At 68.4% G+C, this 21540-nt stretch carries 17 protein-coding genes; 3 read left to right on the plus strand and 14 right to left on the minus strand.

The annotated features are described in order from the left end of the window. Positions 1-15 precede the first annotated feature (15 nt). From OHZ10_RS17710 to OHZ10_RS17730, 5 genes are all read right to left on the minus strand, one after another. Complete coding sequence (locus tag OHZ10_RS17710; protein ID WP_155627300.1) at positions 16-471, minus strand: TIGR00725 family protein; 456 nt, start codon at positions 469-471, stop codon at positions 16-18. Between the two features lie 76 nt (positions 472-547). Beyond that, entirely contained in the window at positions 548-1378 is an 831-nt protein-coding gene (locus OHZ10_RS17715; protein WP_342705447.1) for an ABC transporter permease, read from the minus strand. Between the two features lie 10 nt (positions 1379-1388). Further along, the gene (locus OHZ10_RS17720; protein WP_342705448.1) at positions 1389-2477 is read right to left on the minus strand and encodes an extracellular solute-binding protein; all 1089 of its coding nucleotides are present in this window, start codon (positions 2475-2477) and stop codon (positions 1389-1391) included. Between the two features lie 26 nt (positions 2478-2503). Continuing rightward, positions 2504-3547 carry an ABC transporter ATP-binding protein gene (locus OHZ10_RS17725; RefSeq protein ID WP_340625611.1) on the minus strand — a complete coding sequence of 348 codons (1044 nt, stop codon included), beginning with the start codon at positions 3545-3547 and terminating at the stop codon, positions 2504-2506. A 7-nt stretch (positions 3548-3554) separates the two neighbouring features. After that, a complete protein-coding gene (locus OHZ10_RS17730) occupies positions 3555-4406 on the minus strand; it encodes an ABC transporter permease (RefSeq protein ID WP_342705449.1) in 852 nt (283 codons plus the stop codon). Positions 4407-4568: 162 nt separating this feature from the next. Between OHZ10_RS17730 and OHZ10_RS17735 the strand changes: the two genes are divergently transcribed. Continuing rightward, the gene (locus OHZ10_RS17735; RefSeq protein WP_342705450.1) at positions 4569-5465 is read left to right on the plus strand and encodes a LysR substrate-binding domain-containing protein; all 897 of its coding nucleotides are present in this window, start codon (positions 4569-4571) and stop codon (positions 5463-5465) included. Positions 5466-5566: 101 nt separating this feature from the next. On the opposite strand, the gene OHZ10_RS17740 is transcribed toward OHZ10_RS17735, so the two are convergent. Beyond that, positions 5567-7243, minus strand: a complete 1677-nt coding sequence (locus OHZ10_RS17740; RefSeq protein WP_342705451.1) for an alkaline phosphatase family protein — start codon at positions 7241-7243, stop codon at positions 5567-5569. 249 nt (positions 7244-7492) lie between these two features. Between OHZ10_RS17740 and OHZ10_RS17745 the strand changes: the two genes are divergently transcribed. Next, complete coding sequence (locus OHZ10_RS17745; RefSeq protein WP_059238606.1) at positions 7493-7714, plus strand: hypothetical protein; 222 nt, start codon at positions 7493-7495, stop codon at positions 7712-7714. A gap of 53 nt (positions 7715-7767) precedes the next feature. Here OHZ10_RS17745 and OHZ10_RS17750 read toward each other — a convergent pair whose 3' ends face one another. The 4 genes from OHZ10_RS17750 to OHZ10_RS17765 all read right to left on the minus strand — a co-directional run bounded on the left by OHZ10_RS17750 (position 7768) and on the right by OHZ10_RS17765 (position 14712). Continuing rightward, complete coding sequence (locus tag OHZ10_RS17750) at positions 7768-11499, minus strand: DUF748 domain-containing protein (protein ID WP_342705452.1); 3732 nt, start codon at positions 11497-11499, stop codon at positions 7768-7770. Between the two features lie 151 nt (positions 11500-11650). Next, on the minus strand, positions 11651-13087 hold the full coding sequence (locus OHZ10_RS17755; RefSeq protein ID WP_342705453.1) for a DUF1254 domain-containing protein: 1437 nt from the start codon (positions 13085-13087) through the stop codon (positions 11651-11653). A 334-nt stretch (positions 13088-13421) separates the two neighbouring features. Continuing rightward, on the minus strand, positions 13422-13763 hold the full coding sequence (locus tag OHZ10_RS17760) for an OB-fold protein (RefSeq protein ID WP_342705454.1): 342 nt from the start codon (positions 13761-13763) through the stop codon (positions 13422-13424). A 385-nt stretch (positions 13764-14148) separates the two neighbouring features. Beyond that, positions 14149-14712, minus strand: a complete 564-nt coding sequence (locus tag OHZ10_RS17765; RefSeq protein ID WP_342705455.1) for a PH domain-containing protein — start codon at positions 14710-14712, stop codon at positions 14149-14151. Between the two features lie 280 nt (positions 14713-14992). Here OHZ10_RS17765 and OHZ10_RS17770 point away from each other — a divergent pair, with 280 nt between their 5' ends. Next, the gene (locus OHZ10_RS17770) at positions 14993-18100 is read left to right on the plus strand and encodes a heavy metal translocating P-type ATPase (protein ID WP_342705456.1); all 3108 of its coding nucleotides are present in this window, start codon (positions 14993-14995) and stop codon (positions 18098-18100) included. Between the two features lie 155 nt (positions 18101-18255). Here the strand turns inward: OHZ10_RS17770 and OHZ10_RS17775 are convergent, their stop codons facing one another. The 4 genes from OHZ10_RS17775 to OHZ10_RS17790 form a co-directional block, all read right to left on the minus strand. Beyond that, on the minus strand, positions 18256-18735 hold the full coding sequence (locus OHZ10_RS17775; RefSeq protein ID WP_059238597.1) for a GNAT family N-acetyltransferase: 480 nt from the start codon (positions 18733-18735) through the stop codon (positions 18256-18258). Positions 18736-18950: 215 nt separating this feature from the next. After that, a complete protein-coding gene (locus tag OHZ10_RS17780) occupies positions 18951-19106 on the minus strand; it encodes a hypothetical protein (RefSeq protein WP_006481665.1) in 156 nt (51 codons plus the stop codon). A 175-nt stretch (positions 19107-19281) separates the two neighbouring features. Further along, a complete protein-coding gene (locus OHZ10_RS17785) occupies positions 19282-20649 on the minus strand; it encodes a flagellar hook-length control protein FliK (protein ID WP_342705457.1) in 1368 nt (455 codons plus the stop codon). A 92-nt stretch (positions 20650-20741) separates the two neighbouring features. Next, entirely contained in the window at positions 20742-21440 is a 699-nt protein-coding gene (locus tag OHZ10_RS17790; protein WP_175845840.1) for an MgtC/SapB family protein, read from the minus strand. Positions 21441-21540 lie beyond the last annotated feature (100 nt).

Below are 21540 nucleotides of genomic sequence, written 5' to 3' on the forward strand. Positions count from 1 at the left end.
GCGCGCCCGTCGGCGCTATGCCGAATCGGCCAGCCACTGGGCAACCCGCACGACGAGCCCGTCCGCTTCGTCGAAGCACTCGACGCCCGCCACCTGCGGCGCGCCGCACATCGTGAACACCGGCTTGCCCCACTGCAGCCCGAGCGCGATTTCGGACAGCGTGCCGAGCCCGCCGCCGACCGCGATCAGGCAGAGCGACGCTCGCGCGACCAGTGCATTGCGCGTGATGCCGAGCCCGGTCGGCAGCGCGACGCTCAGGTACGGATTCGCAAGCGTCGCATCGTCTTCGGGCAACAGCCCGATCGCGCAGCCGCCGGCCGCATGCGCGCCACGGGCGGCGGCCTCCATCACGCCCTGCTTGCCGCCGCCGACGAGCGCGACGCCCGTCGACGCGACCGCGTGCGCAATCCGTTCCGCGGTGCGCATCTGCTCATCCGTCGCGTCGCGCGGGCCGATCAGGCCGACCGGCATCCGGTGCCTGCGCGTGCCGCGTTGCCGCTGCGCCAGTCGCGCGAGCGCATCGCGCGCCGGCTCGGACCACACGCATTCAATGACGTCGTTGGCGAACAAGACCTTCCCCCAGTGCCAGAACGCAGGTACAGATCGCCGTCAGCACGATCGACAGCACAGCCGCCTGCGAAAAATCGGTTTGCCCGTCCGACAGCTTCAGGTACATCAGCAGCGGCAGGATGTTGATCTGCGTGCCGGCCAGCGCGATCGCCGTGCCGTAGGTACCGAGCGCGATCGCGGTCACGAGGCACCATGCGGACGCGACCGACGGCCACAGCTCGCGCCATGCAACGTCGAGCCATGCACGCCACGGCCGCGCGCCGAGCGTCAGCGCCGCCTCGAGCGGCCGCCGGTCGAGATTCGCGAGCGCCGGGTAGATCATCAGCGCGACGCGCGGGATCAGGTAGTACGCGTACGCGACCGCGAGCCCCGGCATCGTGTAGATCGCGCCGCCGACCACGGTCGGATCGGCGCCCAGCGCGGCCAGCAGCGTGGTCACGAAGCCCGCGCGGCCGAAGGCGAGGATGAAGCCGTACGCGATCACCAGCCCGGAAAACGCGAGCGGTACACCGAGCAGCGCGAGCGACCAATGGCGCCGCGCCGGCGACTGCCCGGCCAGCGCGAATGCGACCGGCACGCCCACGCCGACCGACAACGTGCCGGCGCCGATCGCCAACGCCAGCGAGCGCGCGATCGCGTCGGCGACGAGCGGATCGCGCCACACCGCCGCAAACGCGCGGCCACCGTCCGCGCACGCCGCCTCGACCAACGCGGCCAGCGGCAGCACGAAACACACCGCGAGCAAGGCCGCCGCGGGCAGCGCGCCGAAGCGGCGCAATACACCGCGTTCCGGTAAGGAAGCGTGCATCCCGCGCCCCTTACTGGCCGAGCGTGGCCTGCGACCAGAGCTGGTCGACTTCGGCCTTGCGCGCCGCCGCCTTCGCGACATCGAGCGGACGCACCTGCGGCGCGTTCGGCAGCTTCGCCGCGACCTCCGCGGCGACCGGCGTGCCGGGCACCGCCGGGCGCACATAGCCTTGCGCGAACAGCGCCTGCCCGACGTCGCTCATCACGAGGTTGAGCCAGAGCTGCGCGGCGGACGGGTTGGGGCCGTTCTTCACGAGACTCATCGCATAGGGCGCCGATACGCTGCCGTCCTGCGGAAGCACGACGTCGGCCGCATCGCCCATGCCGTCCGCGTACTTCGCCTTGAGGCCGTCGTTCTCGTAGCCGATCAGGATCGGGATCTCGCCCTTCACGAACTTCGCGTACGGCGTCGTGCCCTCGACGCGCAGCACGTTGCCGGCCTGCTTCAGCTTGCCGAAGAAGTCGGCGCCCGGCTTCGGGTTCTCGACGCTGCCGCCGTTCGCATACGCGGCCGCGAACACCGCGACCTGGCCCTGCCCGGTCGAGCGCGGGTCGAGATAGACCACCGCATTGCGGTACTCGGGCTTCAGCAGGTCGGACCAGCGCTGCGGCACGTTCTTGACGAGCTTCCGGTTGACGAGGAACGCGATGTTCAGCGAATGCACGGCGAACCAGCGGCCGTCAGCCGCGCGGAACACGCCCGGCAGCTTGTCGAAGTTGACCGGCCGGAACGGCGCGACGACGTCCTTGCCTGCGGCATCGAGCGCCGACGCCGCGAAGTAGTACGCGGTGTCGGCCTGCGGACGGCGGCGCGACTTGTCGAGCGCGACGACGGTCGCGGCCGAGCCGATGTCGTTGTACGTGATCTCGACCTTCGGATAGCGCTTGCGGAATTCGGCGAACAGCGCCTTCCAGTTCGCCCATTCGGGGCCGGTATCGAACGACACGACGAGCCCTTCGTCGGCGGCCTTCGCGTACAGCGCGTCTTCGCCCGGATACAGCGGCGCGGCCTGCGCTGCCGCACAAGAGAGCGCCGCGAGCGCGCACAGCGCCAGCACGCGGGCGCGCATGGCCTTCACAAGAGGGGAGCCTGCAAGCATCGTGAATCTCCGTTGAACGAAAGGGATCAGTGCGCGTCCGGCGATGCCGGCAGCACGAGCAGATGGCGCGGGTCGACCGCGATGCTGCGCGCGGCGGGTTCGCGCCCTTCGCACAGCAGCACGTCGGCCGAGCCGTCCGGCATGAAGTCGTAACGCTGCGTCGCGCCGAAATAACGCACTTCCCCGCGACGGCCTTCGATGCGGTTCGTGCTCTGCGCCGGCGGATCGGCCTGCACGTGCTCGGGCCGCACCAGCACTGCGACGTCCTCGCCCGGGCGATGCGCGCCCGTTTCCGCATGCAGCGTCGCGAAACTCACGTCGATTTCGCCGTGCGCGAGTACCCGCCCGCGCAGTAGTGTCGAATGCCCGACGAAGCGCGCGACCTGCGCGGTGGCCGGGCGCTCGTACAGGTCGCGCGGCGTGCCGGCCTGCAGCACGCGGCCGCCGTCGACGATCGCGACGCGGTCGGCCATGCTCAGCGCTTCGTCCTGGTCGTGCGTGACGAACAACGTCGTCGCGCCGCACGCGCGCTGCAGCGCGCGGATCTCGTCGCGCAACTGATGGCGGATGCCGGCGTCGAGCGCCGCGAGCGGCTCGTCGAGCAGCAGCAGCTTCGGTTCGATCACGAGCGCCCGCGCAAGCGCGACGCGCTGCTGCTGCCCGCCGGACAGCATCGCGACGCCGCGCGTCGCATGGGCCGACAGCCCGACCCGCTCGAGCATGTCGAGCGCGCGCCGGCGCCGAAGGCCGGCCGCCACGCCGCGCATCCGCAACCCGTACGCGACGTTGTCGACGACCGACAGGTTCGGGAACAGCGCGTAGTGCTGGAACACCATCCCCACTTCGCGCCGCCACACGGGCACGCCGGCCACGTCGGCACCGCCGATCGCGATGCGGCCGCGCCAGCCGTCGAGCAGCCCGGCCGCGAGCCTCAGCAGCGTGGATTTGCCGGACCCGCTGCGCCCCATCACCGCGAGCAGTTCGCCCTGCGCAGCGGACAGCGTGACGTCGTCGACGCCATGACGGGCGCCCGGATACTGAAAGCTGACGTGTTCGAATTCGAGACTCATGGATGGCTCATTTCAGACGTTGCACGGTGCCGACGGACACGAGCGTCGCAAGCACGGCGAGCACGAGCAGCACGACGGTGGCCGCGCACGCCATCCCCGTCGCGCCGTAGAACGCCTGCAGCAGCACGATCGGATAGTTCCGGTAGCGAAAGCCGGCGATCAGGTTCGAGATCTGGAATTCGCCGATCGACAGCGCGGCGACCATCACGAGGCCGGAAAACAGGCTGTGCCGCAGGTTCGGCAGCACGATCGTGACGAACTGGCGCAGCGGCGTCGCGCCGAGCGTCGCCGCGCAGGCCTCGAGCCGTGCGAGGCCGAGGTGGCGCAGGTCGCCGAGCAGCGTCTGCAGCAGATACGGCAACGTCAGCACCGCGTGCGCCGCGATCATCAACGGCAACGTGCCGAGCCACGGCAGCGTGTCGCCGCTGAAGATCGCGATGTAGCCGAAACCGAGCGTCAGCGCCGGCACGGCGACCGGCATCAGCATCACGACGCGCGTCGCGAACCCGCCGCCGGCCTGCGCGCGATGATGCAGCGCATACGCGAGCGGCAGGCCGATCACCGCGTTGAGCGCGCAGCACGCCAGCGCCACCATGAAGCTCACGCCGAACGCGCGGGTGAAGCTCCGGTTCGCAGCCAGGTCGGCAAACCAGTGCCCGGTGACACCGGTGGGCAGCAGCGTGTTCGTCCACGATTCGCCCACGGCGCCGATCAGCAGCAACGCGATCGGCAACAGCAGGTAGAGCGCGAACACCGCGAGCAGCGCCTGCAGCAACAGCCTGCCGACGCGCGGACAGGCCGGTCTGTTACGACGAATCGGAACACCGTCGGCCAATGCCGGGGCGGTTGACGGATGCATGAACTCACTCGCTGACGATCGGGGAATGCCTCGCTCGACGCCCGCCGGACGGGGCCCGCTTGCGTTGTCGAAGCCGGCGCAGTGTGCGGTTTCGACATGGCATCGTCATGAAAAAAACGTAAAAAGCGCGCATCGACCTGTGCAAGGACGGAACAGCCCGCCATGAAGCACCTGTATCCGAACGTGGCGGAGCTGCACGCATTCGCCGCCTCTGCGAAGTACCTGAACTTCTCCTACGCGGCCCGCGAGCTGGGCCTGACGCCGAGCGCAGTCAGCCGGCAGATCGCGAACCTCGAAGCCCTGTTCGGCGTGAAGCTGTTCGTGCGCGAGGGGCGCGGCCTCGCGCTCACGCGTGCGGGCCAGGTGTATCACGCACGCGTCGTCGGGCCGTTGCGCGAAATCGGCAACGCATCGATCGAACTGCTGAGCGCGCGCGAGAACAGCGACCTGCTGACGATCGCGAGCGTGCCGACGTTCACGACCAAGTGGCTGCTGCCGCGCCTCACGCGCTTTCTCGCCACGGCGCCGGACGTCACGCTGAGCTTTCGCCGCCATCTCGCACCCGGCGACGTGTTTCCTTTCGGACTCGACGCGGCGATCCGCTACGGCGACGGCGGATGGGAAGGTGTGCGAAGCGACTATCTGGGCGGGCGAACCTTCGTGCCGGTCTGTTCGCGCGAATTCGCCGACCGGCATGCGCTGCACGCGCCCGCCGACGCGGCGACGGCGCCGCGCCTCGTGCACGAGCAGGCGGAGATCGCGTGGTCCGCATGGGCGGAGCGTCATCGCGCATCGCAGATGAACGCGCTGGCCGGGCCGCGCTTCGAGCAGTATTCGGTGCTGATCCAGGCCGCACAGGCGGGGCTCGGGATCGCCCTCGTGCCGCGTTTCCTGATTCTCGACAATCTCGCGGCGGGCACGCTGGTCGAGCCGTTCGACGCACCGGTCGACGTGGACGCGCAGGGACATTACCTCTGCTACGCGCCGGAGCGTCTCGACACGAGCGATGCGTTGCGGCGATTCAGGGACTGGATGCTGGACGAATCGGGGCGCGCGTAGGGCGGCACGACGTCGCCTCGAAAGCGAACGGCGCGCGCCGCCGCACGGCAACGCGCGCCCGGCGCCGGACGCCGCCCGGCGGCGACATCCGGCCTGCCGCGTCAGCGCCCGATCCCGAGCCCCGGCAGCACGCGCGTGTTCTCGGCCACGACCGCATGCAGCAGGCGCGGGTCGGCGCCGAGCAGTTCGAGGATCGTCGGCGCGACCTGCTTCGTGCCGACGAGGTCGTTCACGGTGCGCGCGCGGTGGATGCCCGGATACGACACGAGCAAGCCGAGATGGCTGTCGTCCGGTGCGTTGCCGCCGTGCTCCTCGTCCTTCTTCGTGCTCGCCGTGTAGATCACGCCCGGATTCGGCTGGACGATGATGTCCGGCGTACGGCCGTTGGCCGGATCGCCGAAGCGGTCGGCCAGCGCCGCGCCATGCAGGACATACGCCTGCGGACCGTTCGCGCAGATCCCCGGCGCATTGCAGCCCAGGTTCGCCTTCAGCGTCTCGACCACCGCCGTGCGCTGGCTGCGGTCGCGCAGCCAGATCAGGCCCACGTCGTCGGTCTGCACGAAGCCCGTGCCGACCAGGCCCGAACCGTCGTTCAGGTTGCCCGTCGTCGTGTTGTTCTGGCCGAAGTTGCCGTTCGGATCGAGGTAATTGTTCGTTTCGAGCAGCTTCGTCAGCGTGTCGCCGTTCTTCACGAGCTTCGTGTGATCGGTCGGCGACTGGCCATGCTTCGACGTGACGATCACGGCCGTCGACGCGTACAGGTTCGCCTGCTTCAGCGCCGCGACGATATGACCGATCGAGTTGTCGACGTAGGTGATCGCGTTCGCGACCTGGCCGTTCGGCGTGAAGTCGGCATCGAGATAGCCGCCGCCCTTTGCGACCGGTGACTTCTGCGCGACGCTCAGCGTCTGGAAGTCGGCGCCGAACAGTGTCGGCACCGGCGCGCGCTTCGTGCCCGTCGAATCGCGGCCTTCGATCTGGTTGAGCAGTGCCTGCACGTGCAGGTTGTCGAAGCGCGCGGTGTGCGAATAGACGTCCGTGTAGTCGGTGTTCGTCGCCGGGTCGATCGAGTTGATCTCGGTGCGCATCATGTCGTCGACGCCGATGCCCGACGGGCCGTTCAGCCAGTCGTAGCCCCACGCGTGCTTGTCGGCCCACGCGGTGTGCGCGTTCGGCACGCCGGCCTTCACGGCTTCGAACACCGTGTTGGTCTTCACGTAGTTGTGCGGATAAACGGGCACGCACTGGCCGTTCACGCGCGCATGCGGAATCGCCTGCGGGTTGAACGCGCCGCCGCCGTCGAGGTGCACGAGCTTGCCGCCGTTGATCGCGTCGATGCCCGTCGTTTCGTCGAACACGACGTTCCAGCCCTGCTTGCCCGAGCACGTCGTATCGCCCGGCGCATACAGGTTGCGGTCATACGACACGTCGTAGAACAGGCCGGCCGTCTTCGGCGAGCCGCCCGTCACGAGCGCCGCGAGGCCCGGGAACGAATCCGACAGGCCCGGCGTGTACGCATTCGCGTACGTCACGCCGCTCTTGGCGAGCACCGCGATGTTCGGGCACGTGTTCGCGCCGATGCAGCGCGCGAGATCCTGCTCGTGCAGACCGTCGACGCTGAGCAGCAGCACGTGCTTCACCACGCGGCGCGCATTGCCGCCGTTCTCGCCCTGGCTGTTGCCATCCTGCTGCGCCGCATACGCGCCCGCGCTTGCGAGCGCCAGCGCGCCCGCCACCATCACCGCCATTTTTCGTTGCTTGACGAACCTGGAAATCATCACCCCACCTCATCGATTGACGTTGAACTGCACGACTTGCCATCAGGCGCGCAAAATATCGCCGGATCGTGCGGCGACCGGATGAAGCGGGGCTTTCTGTTCTCTGTCAAACGTAACCAATCGCAAGTGACATGACGCGGTCGCAATGCGATGCCGTTCGGGGGCCAACGCGTGCAACCGGATTTTTTTCGGCTTGGCCCGCGACTATTGGCGTGTGATAAAGGGTTTTCCCTGACCCGGAGCACGAGTATGTCGACCCTGGAAGCTCTCCGGTTCGTGCTGGACGATGCACGTACCCCCGAAATCATTCGCCACCACGTCGTCGACGCGCTGCAGTACGCGTTGCGCAACTACGGACAGGTGTTCACCGCGAAGGAAATCGAATGGCTGACGCAGTGGGACGACGCCCGTCTGCCGCTGGCCGCGAGGAAGGAACTGGACAAGCGCGAACCGGCGATCGCCGCGCGCTGAAAAAAACCGCCGCGCCCAGCAGGTGCGGGCGCGGCGGCGGATGGCGGCAAGGCTTACTGCAGCCCGAAGTCGACGCGGGTCGTCGCGCCCTTGTCCGAGATGCCCTTCGCGTCGAGCTTCGGCGCGACGACGAACACGCGGCTCGAATCGATCTTCCCGTCGAGGTACTGGCGCACGGCCTGCGCACGCTGCTGCGCGAGCGCCCGCAGCGCGTTGTCGTCGGCCGGCGCGTGATCGGCCAGCGCCTGCTTCATGTCCGCATCGGGAAGCGTCTTCTGCAGGCCGACGAGGTTGCGCGGCTTCTTGAAGTCGGCGGCCTTGTACGCGCGCGTCAGGTACTTCGTGTATTCGGTCTTGTCGACCTTCACCGACATCGGATCGACGCTTTCGCCCTGGCCGACCACGTCCTTCAGCTTCTGCTGGCGCACCAGCCGCTCGACGTACGCGTCGCGCAGCCCCGGCGTGTCCTGGGCCGGATCGACACGGCCGATCAGGTCGAGGCGGATCGACGGCTTCTCGGTCAGCATCTTCACGACCGTGTCGAGCTTCTTCTGCTGCGCGTCGGTCAGCTCGTACGAGCCCGGCGCAAACTCGACATAGCCGAGGTCCTCGCCGCCGCCGCCGAATGCATTCGCGAGCAGTGTGAACGGCGACGTGACGGCCTTCGCGATCAGGTTCAGCACCGCGTGCCAGATCAGCCCGCCGACGCTGAATTCCGGATTCGACAGCGAACCCGACACCGGCAGGTTCACGTCGATCTGGCCGCGCGTGTTCTTCAGCAGCGAGATCGCGAGCTTCACCGGCAGCTTCGTCGCGGTGTCGTTCTCGACGCGATCGCCGAACGTGAGCTGGTCGATGAAGATGTGGTTGTTCGCCGACAGCTGGTCGTTCGCGAGCTGGTAGTGCAGATCGACGTTGAGCTTGCCCTTCGTGATCGGGTAACCGGCGTACTTCGCCGAGTACGGCGTCAGGTTGGTCAGCTCGATGTCGTGTGCGGTCGCCGTCAGGTCGAGCGCCGGCTTTTCGATCAGCGGGTTCACCGAGCCCTTGATCGAGATCGGCCCGTTGCCCGCGAGGTTCGCGGCGACGTCGACCGGCGCGGACGTCGTCGAATCCGTGCCGAACGCGCCGACCGTGCCCTTGATCGCGACGAGGTTCGCCGTGTAGTTCGGCTTGATGAAGTTGTCCGTGTAGGTCACGCGGCCGTTCTGCAGCACGAGCTCGCCGAAGTGCATCCGAACCGGATTCTGCGGCGGCGTCGCGGCCTTCACGACCACCGTCGCGGACGCGGGTGCGGGCGCAGATGCCTGCTGCGCGGCGGCCGGCGCCGACGCGGCCTGCGGCGACAGCGGCACCGGCTCGCCCTTGCTCGCGTCACGCGTGAGCGACTGCGCGGGGCCCGTCTCCTTCGCGACCACGTCCTTCAGGTTCAGACGCCCCTGCGCATCGAGCAGCACGCGGCCGTAGAAGTTCGAGAACGTCACGCGCGCGGCGTCGACGTCGGTGCCCTTCTCGTCGTAGTTCGCCTTCAGGTTCGACAGCGCGAGCGAGCGCCAGCCCGCGAACGGGTCGGACGTCGCCTTGTCGAGCATCCGCACGTCGACCAGCGCGACGTCGCCGCGATAAGTCGCGCGCGGCGTGTCCTTCACCTGCGCGAACGTCAGGTTGCCCTGCGCGTTGAGCAGCGCGCTCGCGATCGTCGCGTTCAGCGCACTGCCGAAGTACGGCTCGAACGCGGCCGCGTCGAGGCGGTTGCCGTTGATCTTCAGGCCGACCTTCAGCGGCTGCGCGGTCACGTCGCCCGTCACGTTCAGCGAGCCCTTGCGGTTCAGCGTCGCCTTCAGCTGCACGGGCAGCGGCTTCGTCAGGTCGTCGCTCAGCTTCTGCACCGACAGTTCCAGCGGCTTGATCGCCAGCTTCACCGGGCGCGGCGTCGACAGGTCGGTGAAGTTCGCGGACGAATCCTTCACGTTCAGCGCGTCGATCCGGTAGTGCCACGACGGCGCGGCGGCCTCGGCCTTGCGCGCGACCGTGCGCTTCGGCACCGACGCCTGCGCGGGTTCGGCCAGCGCGGCGAGGTCGATCCTGCCGTCTTTCAGGCGCTTCACGTCGAGCGCGAGCCCGCTCGCGTCGACGCTCGCGATCTCCGCGGTGCGCGCGGCGACGTCGACCTTCGCGATCTTCGCGCTCGCGTCGGGCAGCACGATCGCGGGCGCCTTGTTGTCCGGCGTCGCGATCTTCAGCGACTTCAGGCTGATCGTGCTGTCGGCGACTTCCGCGGCGAGCGGCGTCTTGCCCCAGTCGGTCTTCGCGTTGACGGTCGCGCCGAGCGTGCCGTCGAGCACGCGCGCACGCGTCGCCTCGCCCAGGTACGGCTGCAGCGCCGGCAGCGCGAGCGCGGCGACCGTCAGCTTCGTGTCGGCCTGCTTGTCCGCCAGGTTGAACGCGCCTTCGGCCGTCACGTCGCCGCCGCGCGACAGCGACGTCGACAACGTGTATTTCGCCGGCGTCTTGCCCTGCAGCGAGAAGCCGTCGAGCGTCGCGGCAAGCTTCGTCAGCGACATCGCGGTCGGTGTCGCCGGCACGCGGTCGTCGACGTTGACCGTGCCGCCGTCGATCGCGAAATGACGGATCGTCAGGTCGAGCGGCGGCGCTTCCTTCGCGGCGGCGGCACCCGGTGCGGCCGGCTTGCCGGCTTCGGCCTTCGGGGCGGCAGCCGGCTGCGCGACGAGCTTCTCGACGTTCAGCACGCCCTGCTTGTCGCGCGACAGGTCGACCACCGGCTGGTCGATCTTGATCTCGTCGAAGTGCATCGCGTTGCGCAGCGGCTCGAGGCTGGCCGCCGCGACGTGCACGCCGCGCGCGGCGAACAGCGGCGCGGACGCATGGTCCGTCACCTTCGCGTCGCTCAGGTCGACGGTGCCCGATACGCGCAGCGCGGGCGTCTCGCCGCTCATCACGAAATTGACCGTGAGGTTGCTGCTCAGCAGGCCGCTGGTCACGGCCACCGGCAGCTTCGCCGGCACGTACGAGATCAGCTTGGGGACGTCGAGGCCGTCGAACTTCAGCGCGATCTCCGATTCGCGCGACTGCGCGAACGGCTTGGTCTTGCCGTCGATCGAGAGCGGGCTGCCGTCGAAGCGCGCGCGCAGCTTCGGCTCGACGAAGATGTCGGTCTTCGAGGCCAGCGTCGCGATGTACGGAATGCCGAGCGTCCAGTTGTCGACCACGTGCTTTTCGTTCAGCAGACGGTCGTCGAAATCGATCCGGCCGTCGTTCACCTGGATGTTCGACACCGAGAACTGCGTCGGCTTGCTTTCGGGCTTCGGCGACGGCGCGGAGAACTTCTCGATCAGGTCGGTGAAGTTGAAGCGCTGCGCGTCGTAGCGGACGATGTGAAAGCGCGGCGAGTCGAGCCGGATTTCGTTGACGATCGGCGCACCGCGGAACAGCGACGACCACGACGGCCTCACGACGAGCTTGCCGATGTCGATGAAGTCGCCCTGGCCGCCGCGCTCGCCGAGGTGGATGCCGTCGGCTTCGAGGTTCAGCGTGTACGGGTTCAGTGCGATCCGCTGGATCGTGGCCGGCCGGTCGAGCTGCTTGCTCAGCTGCTGTTCGGCGATGTGACGGATCAGCGGCGGCGCCGCGAAGAACCCGAGCAGTCCGAACAATACGAGGAAGATCAGCACGCCGATGCCGATACGCCGGGCACGGCGCGAGCGTGCAACACCGCCGAGGGCATGGAGGGTCGAGGATACGGTTTCTTTGTCTGGGCTTGCCATGCTTGAATGCCTCGGGAATGGATGCCGGGCCGCGCCGGACAACCGGGCGGCCGCGCACGCTATCCCGAAAGTATAGGCTCAGGAGGTGACGATACGGGGTTCGGGCGCCACCACCGCGCCCGCCGGTCGGACAACGGTGGCGGTCAACCGTTCATTTCCGGACGACGACGGGCGGCATCCACGACCCGTCGCTCGCCTGCGGCTTCGGCGCGTACAGGCGCAACGCGAGCGCGAAATCGGTGCGCGGCGCCGGCAGCCAGTTGCCCGCATGCGCGCCGCCCGGCGATGCCGACACGACGATGTCGATCGAACCGTCGTGGTTGCGGCGCAGCCGGTCGCGATCGCCGAGCGAGCGGCGCGCCGACCCGACGTCGGGCAGTGCGCCGTTCGTCATATAGGGGGTGAGCGTCCAGAACGCGCGGGCCGGCGGCAGCGCGCCCGGCGCGAAACGCAGCACGTAGCGGTTCGCGCCGTTCAGCGGGTGGCCGTCGCTGTCGACGCGGACGACCGCGAGCGTCTCGTCGTCGCGCGTCGCGGCGCCGAACTGCGTGTAGGCCGCATACGCGCGCAGCGCGTAGTCCTGGCCGTACTTGCCGGCCGTGTCGCCGATCCAGCTCCAGCCGTTCGCGTTCAGCAGGTTCGACGGCGCCGCCGCGAGCCGCGCGCGCGCCTCGGCGACGCCGGCCGTCGCGGCCGTCAGGCGGTCGCCCGTCCACAGCACCGGGTAGCCGGCCGTCACGCCGATGTCGCCGAGCGATTCCAGTGCGTGCGCGTCGTCGACCGGCGCCGGATTGTCCTGAAGCGCCTGCGCGAAGCGTGCGAAGAACGCCTTCGGGTCGAGCGCGGCCACCTGCTCGGCCGGCGTGCCGCCGCCCACCGCTTCGGACGGCGCGCTGCCCGCATGCACCGCGACCGACGCGCCGCGCTCGGCGCCCGTGTAGACGGACAGCGGCACCACGCGGATCGCCCGCTGCAGTTTCTTCACGTTCGTGAGGTCGCGCCCGCCGCTCGTCTGCAGCCGCACGTCGAGCCACGCATTGGCGGACGGCACGTCGACGCGCAGCACGCCCTTCGGCAGCGTGCCTTGCCAGTCCTTCGCGGCGAAGGCAATCGTTTGCGATCGCACGGCACCGCGGGCACCGCGCGGCACGACGCTCGACGCCGACCACAGCACGTTCGTCCACATGTCGAGCGCGCGCGCGTCCCAGTAGCGGCCGCGCGTGTCGGGCAACGTGACGATCACGGGTTCGGCGGTCACGTCGAGCCAGCCGGTCGAGTCGAGCGTGTCAACGCCCGGCAGCGGCGGATTGACCGCACCGACGGGCGGCAGCGCCTGTGCGTGGCGCAGCGTGTTGAGCGGCGCCTGCCCCGGTTGCGCGCCGTCGCCGCCCGTCGCCGCTTCCTTCGCGACGTCCATCAGCACGAGCGGATACGCATACACATAGGAGTCGGCGACTTCCGCGCGCATCCAGCCGGTTTTCCGCTGGATCGCATCCGGTTGCGACGCGCACCCCGCGAGCAACGCCGCCATGGCCAGCGACGCGCACGCGCGCCGCAGAGAAACTGATTCCTGCAGGTTTTCAATCATCGATTACTGGCCGAATATCGTTCTTTTCAGTCAACGCCTTGTTCGTCTCGCGAACGGCGAATGCAAGGCACCCCAGCCTGCCCGGATGCCGTTTTGCCAGGTTTCGCAACGGTGGGCGCTGATGTCAGGCCGGTATCATAGCGCCTCGGGGCAATCCCTAATACGCCGAATACATCAGACTTCTGACCAGATTTCCGTTGTTGTGGAAATGAAAGCACAGGCAGGCGGTTCGTACCGCCGACGAACGCACCGTCTGTCGCGCCCTCCGCGCCTCGATCGGTGAAAACAAAAAAGCCCGCAATTGCGGGCTTCGTCACGCGGGCCTGCTCAACGATTACGCAGGAAAGCAATCTCGCAGGATCGGGCTGCCGATGAGGCGCCCGGCGCCTTCGCGCACCCACGACACTTTCTGTCCCTTTTCCAGCGACGCGGCGCGCGCTTCGTACGCCTTGCTCCGATAGGCATTGACCGGCATGAACCGGTTGCGGGCCTTCAACTTCACGACGATGTTGTCGAAGGGATCCTTGTCGATGCTTTGAACCGTTCCGCCCACGGCCAGGGCCTTGCCCTTGCATGTCTGGTCCGCGGAGACTTCGTTCTTGTCGCAAGCGGTGAACAGCGCCGATGCGGTGACGCTCACCGTTTCAACGGGCTTTTGCTCCTGTCTGACCGCCATTTAAAAGCACCGCAAGGCTAACGAAGGGAGGCATACCGTCATTGTTAATATAAAAACTTCCGGCTGGCGCCTCGTATCGAAGACGAAATGCGAAACGGTATGGCGCGGGGCCGCGGGATTTGGCGCCGTTCCGGCGCGCAGTTAGTCAGGAGAATTGACCGGTTATATTTTTCGGCGTCGCCAACTATCCGGTATGGATCATGACGCGCCGGCCAATAGCGACGGCTCTCGACGGCCAGTCAATACCGGTACAACGTCGACGATTACGCGTTCCGGGCAGAGGCAGCGCAATGCCTTGCACGGAACGGGCGCGGTTTGCATTGTCGGCAAGCCCGTCGCTTCCCCGCGATGCAACGGCCCGCCCGCAATGCCTGTCACCTCGGGATTACGACGCCAGGATCTTCATCTTCTGCTCCGAGAACTCGGCATCGGTGAGAATCCCCCGCTCCTTCAACGCGGCAAGCCGCTCCAGCTTCGATACGACGTCGTCGGCGGCAGGCGGCGCGGATACGGCGATCGCCGGATTCGATGCCCGCGTGTACTCGCGAATCGCGTCTCTCACCTTGTTCGTGAACGGCACAACCGTTTTCTTCCAGACGTTCTTGATGATCCGCTCGCTGGCGCCATCCTCGATGCGGATTTCGCCGAACATCATTCCGGTCGTTCCCGATACCGAATTCACCTTGTCGAGATTGATCGAAACCTGTTTGAGGCCGTAAATGAGACCTTTGTCGAGGAACACGACGCGGTGGTCGGTGAGTACGATCAACCAGGTATTGCCGTCCATCAATCCGGACGAAAAGGCCAACACCTGCTCGCCGTCCATCAGGATTTCAGGCAGATGATTCAACTCCTTTTTCGTAAAGAATTGATCGTCGCCGACTTCCCGGGAAATACGCTTGTATTCCGCCTTCAATGCCTCTTTGCTGGAATTTTTGAAATCGAACATCGGATGGCCCCCGCGCCTGTTTATAGAGCGTCGGATTTTACAGCCGGGGTCGGCATATTGTTCCGTCAGGTGCAGATCATGCGCCGCTTTCTACGAAAGCGAACAACTGGTGTGCAGCGCGATCACCCCCATATAGGATCGACAGGCTGAAAGGGGCCCGCGGGGGCTCCCGGAATCCGCGCCCCCTCCGCACTTGCAATCTGGTGCTTGACCTTACCATCATGGGAATGTTGATACTGGAACCATTCGCGGCACAAACCGCGCTTTTGGGGAATCCGACATGACAGAACCACTTGCCTCCGCAGCGCTGCAAACGATCGGGCTGAGCGTCGACGGCATGCATTGCGGCGGCTGCACGGGCCGCGTGCAGCGCGCGCTGGCCGCCGTGCCGGGCGTCGTCGATGCTGCGGTCGATCTCGATGCGCATGCGGCGACGGTGACCGCGCAGGACACGGTCGAGCCCGGCCGGCTCGTCGACGCAATCCACGAAGCCGGTTACCGCGCGGCCGTGCGCGACGTGGCCGTTGAAGCCGCCGCGGCCGCACCGGCGGAGCATGTGCAGCACGAAGCAGCGCCGTCCGCAGCGACCATGCTTCCTCCCGCCGCCGCCACGATCGAGCTCGATATCGACGGCATGACCTGTGCGTCATGCGTGTCGCGCGTCGAAAAGGCGCTGGCGAAAGTGCCGGGCGTCACGCGCGCATCGGTCAACCTCGCAACCGAACGCGCCACCGTCGACGCGTCGGCGGGGGTTTCCGCAGCGCAACTGGCGGATGCCGTGAAGCAGGCCGGCTATGGTGCGACGCCCGCGGTGCCGGACACCGCCATCCCGGCCGCCGTCGCCGCCTTGCCCGTCACGCCCGTCACGCCCGTCACGCCCGTCACGCCCGTCACGCCCGCCAGCATCGAAATCGAAATCGACATCGACGGGATGACCTGTGCGTCTTGCGTGTCGCGCGTCGAAAAAGCACTGGCAAACGTGCCGGGTGTCACGCGTGCGTCGGTCAACCTCGCGACCGAACGCGCCACCGTCGACGCCACAGCCGGCGTGTCCGCCGCGCGGCTCGCCGAAGCGGTGAAACAGGCCGGCTACGGCGCGACACCGGTCGCCGCCGCCACGCCGCCCGCAGTCTCCGCCTCCGCCGGACTCGAACTCGACATCGGCGGCATGACCTGCGCGTCCTGCGCCGGCCGCGTCGAAAAAGCGCTGGCCGCCGTGCCGGGCGTCGCGCGCGCGACGGTCAATCTCGCGACCGAGCGCGCATCGGTGCATGGCGCCGGCGCACTCGACGCCGCCACGCTGATCGCGGCGGTCACCACAGCCGGCTACCGTGCATCGCTCGCCGCCGCGCCGTCAGCCGGCGCAACGGCCGGCACCGACGCGCAACCGGCCAGCCCCGCGCAGGACCCCGATGCCCGCAAGCGCCGCGAAGCGGTGCGCGAACGCAACCTCGTGATCTGGTCCGCCGTGCTGAGCGCACCGCTCGTCGCACCGATGCTCGTCGCGCCGTTCGGCATCGACCTGATGTTGCCCGGCTGGCTGCAGCTCGTGCTCGCGTCGATCGTGCAGTTCGGCTTCGGCGCGCGCTTCTACCGCGCGGCCTGGCATGCGGTGAAGGCGCGCACCGGCAACATGGACCTGCTCGTCGCACTCGGTACGTCGGCCGCATACGGCCTGAGCCTGTGGATGCTGCTGCGCGATCCCGCGCATCCCGGCCATCTGTATTTCGAGGCGTCGGCCGTCATCGTCACGCTCGTGCGCTTCGGCAAATGGCTCGAATCGCGCGCGAAGCGCCAGACCACCGAGGCGATCCGTGCGCTGAACGCGCTGCGCCCCGACCGTGCGCGCGTCGTCGAGCACGGCGTCGAGCGCGACGTGCCGCTGGCGCAGGTGCGCGTCGGCACGCAGGTCAGCATCCGGCCCGGCGAGCGCGTGCCCGTCGACGGCCGGATCGTGTCGGGCCGCTCGCACATCGACGAATCGCTGATCACCGGCGAAAGCCTGCCGGTGCCGAAAGACGACGGCGACGCCGTCACGGCCGGCTCGATCAACGGCGAAGGCGCGCTCGTCGTCGAAACCACCGCGATCGGCGCGGAAACGACGCTCGCGCGCATCATTCGCCTCGTCGAATCCGCGCAGGCCGAGAAGGCGCCGATCCAGCGGCTCGTCGATCGGGTCAGCGAGGTGTTCGTGCCGGCGATCCTCGGCATCGCCGTGCTGACGCTGGTCGGCTGGCTGATCGCCGGCGCCGGGACGGAAACCGCGATCCTCAACGCGGTCGCGGTGCTCGTGATTGCGTGCCCGTGCGCGCTCGGTCTCGCGACGCCCGCCGCGATCATGGCCGGCACGGGCGTGGCAGCCCGGCACGGCGTGCTGATCAAGGACGCGCAAGCGCTCGAACTCGCGCAACGCACGACCGTGATCGCGTTCGACAAGACCGGCACGCTGACCGAAGGCAAGCCGTCCGTGACGGCGTTCGAAGCCGTCGGCGTGTCGCGCCCCGACGCGCTCGCGCTTGCGGCGGCCGTGCAGCGGCAGAGCGACCATCCGCTCGCGCGTGCCGTGGTCGCCGCATACGATGCGGACGTTGCCGCGCGCGGCGACACCACGCCGCCGGCCGTCGCGGCCGATGCACGCGCGGTGGCCGGACGCGGCGTGGAGGCGCGTGTCGGCGGCCAGCTGCTCGCGCTCGGCAGCACGCGCTGGCGCGACGAGCTCGGCATCGCGGTGCCGCCCGAGCTCGACGCCCGCGCGGCCGAACTCGAACGCGCCGGCAACACGATCTCGTGGCTGATGCGTGCCGATGCGCCGCGCACGTTGCTCGCGCTGATCGCGTTCGGCGACACCGTGAAGCCGGGCGCCCGCGACGCGATCGCGGCGCTGTCCGCGCGCGGCGTCGTCAGCGCACTCGTGACCGGCGACAACCGCGGCAGCGCGGCGGCCGTCGCGGCGTCGCTCGGCATCGGCGAAGTGCACGCGCAAGTGCTGCCCGACGACAAGGCGCGCGTCGTCGCCGAGCTGAAGCGCACGCACGGCGGAATCGTCGCGATGGTCGGTGACGGGATCAACGATGCGCCCGCGCTCGCCGCGGCCGATGTCGGCATCGCGATGGCGACCGGTACGGACGTCGCGATGCACACGGCCGGTATCACGCTGATGCGGGGCGACCCGGCGCTCGTCGCCGACGCGATCGACATCTCGAAACGCACGTACCGGAAGATCCAGCAGAACCTGTTCTGGGCATTCGTCTACAACCTGGTCGGCGTGCCGCTCGCGGCATTCGGCTTGCTGAACCCGGTGATCGCGGGCGCGGCGATGGCGTTTTCGAGCGTCAGCGTCGTGACGAACGCATTGCTGCTGCGGAGATGGAAAGGCCGCGCACGCTGAAGCGTGCCGGTGGCGCTGGCCGGATGGCAGAACGGCCATTCGGCCAGCGGCCATCGGCCAACAGGAAGGATCGGGAGGCGTGCCGGCGCTGGCCGGTTGCGGCGTGTCGAACCTCGAACCGGCAGCGCGTCACGACGCATCGCCGGCCGGCGGATTCAGTCCGACACGACCGGCTTGATCAACGTCGTCGTGATCGGCGCGAAGCCGCACGCGCGATACAGCGCCCGGGCGGCCGTGTTGTGATTGAACACCGACAGACCGATCTCGGTGACGCCGTACCGGCGCGCCTCGGCGTCGAGCGCATCGAGCGTGCGCGTGGCCCAGCCCTGGCGGCGCCGGGACGGGGCGATGTCGAGGTCGTAGATGAACAGCGTGCGGTTCGGCCCTTCGGGCACGATCGCGTACCAGAGGTCGCCCACCGCGTCGCCGCCGGCGCCGTCGATGAGCATCACGAGGGTCTGGCCGGCTGTCAGCAGGCCGTCCGGAAGGAGCGTGTCGAAACAGGCGCGCGCACGATCGACGGCGTCTTCGACAGCGTTTTGTCCGGATGAAACGAGATCGCGCGCGTAGCCGTCGATGGCTCGCGTGCGGTACGCACGGAATTCGCCGGCCGTCATCGGCCGCATCTGCAACATGGCCCGGTCGCCGCAAAGGGAATCGGACTTCCAGTGTAGCGGGACGGTCGCACCGGCGCGCAACGCGACGGCGGAAAGCGGGCAGGCAGGTGCAGCGAGCGCCGCGCCGAATCAGCGAATCAGCGAATCAGCGAATCAGCGAATCAGCGAATCAGCGAATCAGCGAATCAGCGAATCAGCGAATCAGCGAATCAGCGAATCAGCGAATCAGCGAATCAGCGACGGTACAGGACGATCGGCACGAGGTGCGCACGGCGCACGCGCTCGGCTTCGGCGCGACGCGCAGCGTACGAGTATTCGGCGTCGAGCGGCAGATGCGGGGACACGAACAGGTCGTCGATCTTTTGCAGCAGGGCGAGGATGAAGCTCATGTGAGACTCCTGACAGATGTGACTAGGGTTATCCCTTAGATGACCTCCATTCTAAGGGTTTTCCCTGAACTCTGCCAGTGAACCGCATCAGTTTGCCGCAGGCGCGCAACCGCCGATCGTCGATGCAGAACGGCGATCCTTGCTCCGTCAGGCTTTCATGACAGGGTCGAAACGATTAACGCGCGCGGTGAGCACGCTTCGCGACGGCCGCCTCGCGGTTCGCGTTGCGCTGCAGCCGGTCGACTTGCGACAGCAGCGCTTCGTGGTGCTCTTCGAGCGTCATCAGCGTTGCCTGCTGCGTCGACAGATCGGCCGCGAGGCGATCGATCCGCTGCTGCTTCGTGGCCACGTCCTGCTTCAGGAGCGCGATCTGCCGCGTTTGCATCACCAGTGCAACGAGCCCCGCCAGCACGACGACGGCCAGCGCCAGCAGCAAACGGTTGACGCGGCGCATCTCGCGATCGGCCGTGTGCGTCAGGCCGTCCACGTCGGCCTGCAGCGCGGCGAGCCGGTCGGTCAGCGGGCGCAGGTGCGTGTCCGGGTCGAACGCCGGCGCGGCCGGCTGCGCGCGTTCCGACGACGGCCTGGTCACGAAAGACGCGGCGGATGCCACCGGCTGCGTGACCGGCGACGGCGAAACGTCGGGCTGAGGCGTCGCTTCGCCGGGCTTCGCGGAATGCGCGGTGCTGGCCGGTTCGGCCGGCTGCGCCGGCGTCTGCGCTTCGACCGGCGCAGCGGCAACCGGCGGCAAGTTCGATTCGGTCGCTTCCGGCGTCGAGTCGGCGCGCGTCGCAACCGCTCCGGATCGCGTTGCCGCCGCTTCGCCTGCACCGGCAGCCGCGCGGCGTTTGCCGCCCGACGATGGGCGGCGCTCTTTCACGGCATCGCCGGAGGCTTTCCCGTCGCGCGATTTGACGGCCACGACCTCGGCCGCGGGCTGCTCGACTTCAGCATCCGCCGCTGGCGATTCGATCGCCTTCGCCGCAGCGCCATCGGACGTTTGCAGCGTGGTTGCCGCCTTCATGGCGCCGTCGGCCGCAGGCACGCCGGCCTTCGTGGCCACGCCATCGGCCGCAGGCAGATCGGCTGCCTTCGTGACGCGCCCCGCTGCCGATGTACCGGCGGCGTCCGCGGCCGCATCACCTTCCGGCGTCGAAACACCCTCCGCTGCCGCCACGACATCCGGCGCCGCCGCACCTTCCGCTGCCGCGTGCACAGCCGAGGCCGCGATCGCCCCCTCCGGCGCGATGAACCCGTCCAGCGAGGCCTGTCGCCCGTCCGCGACACCGGCTGCCGCGTCGTCTTCCACGACAGCCTCATCGCGCGCCGCACCCGGCGCACGCTCGCCCGGCTCGAGCACCGGATCGCCGAACAGGTCGAGCGTCCGTTCGTCCCGCAGCGCATCGCCGGCCGGCGCGTTGCCGGGCCGCGCCGTCGCCCTTGCGGACGTGCTGCCTGCGGCAGCGGCCGAGCGCTGGCGGGAACGGGTCGACGAACGACTGGAACGGGAACGGGGGCGAGGCAAGGAGACGGATTCGGTCATGGAAATCGGATGGCGGGGCCCGCAGGCGCGGAACCGGATGTCGAACGGAATCGGTGGTCGGCCATTGTCGCATGCCCCGTTGCCGATTCAGCCTATTCGTCGCCCGACAGCCCGTTGCCCTCTTCGAAACGCGTGACACCCTTCAGCGCCCGCAGCTTGTCGCAGATCGCCTGGTATTCGAGTTCCGACACCCGCGCGAGCGCGATGCGCACTTCGTCGTGCTCGCCCGTATCGTCGGCGCGCTGCACGATGAACTGCTTCACGCGCGCACTGTCCGGGCCGAGCGCCGCGTGCAGCGAATCGAACGTCAACGCGCCGCTCACGACCGTCAGCGCGAGCTGGCGCCGCTGGCGCACCGTGAAGTAGCGGCGTTCCAGCGGCTTGATGCCGGCCAGGATGATCAGGATGATGATGGTCGCCGAAATCGACGCGAGATAGAGCCCGCCGCCCACCGCGAGGCCGATCGCGGCGACCGACCACAGGCTCGCGGCCGTCGTCAGCCCCCGCACGATCTCGCCGCGCAGCAGGATCGAGCCCGCGCCGAGGAAGCCGATCCCCGACACGACCTGCGCGGCGATCCGCGACGGATCGAGCACGACGTGGTCGCTGCTGCCGAGCACGTCGGCGAAGCCGAACGCCGACACGATCATGATCAGCGTCGAGCCGACGCACACCAGCATGTGCGTGCGCAGGCCGGCCGCCCAAGACAGGCGCTCGCGCTCGAAGCCGATGACACTGCCGAGCGCCGCCGCCAGAACGAGCCGCATCACGAGTTCCAGGTTGCTGAGCATCCGATTTCTCTCCTTTTTTTGGTGCCGGCCGCGCGGAATGTTTTATCCTTGGCCCCGGCCGCGCCGATCCTCCGGGCCGCGCCGACACGTTTCGATCCAA

This window comes from Burkholderia arboris (assembly GCF_038723655.1).
GTDB classification, from domain to species: Bacteria; Pseudomonadota; Gammaproteobacteria; order Burkholderiales; family Burkholderiaceae; genus Burkholderia; species Burkholderia arboris.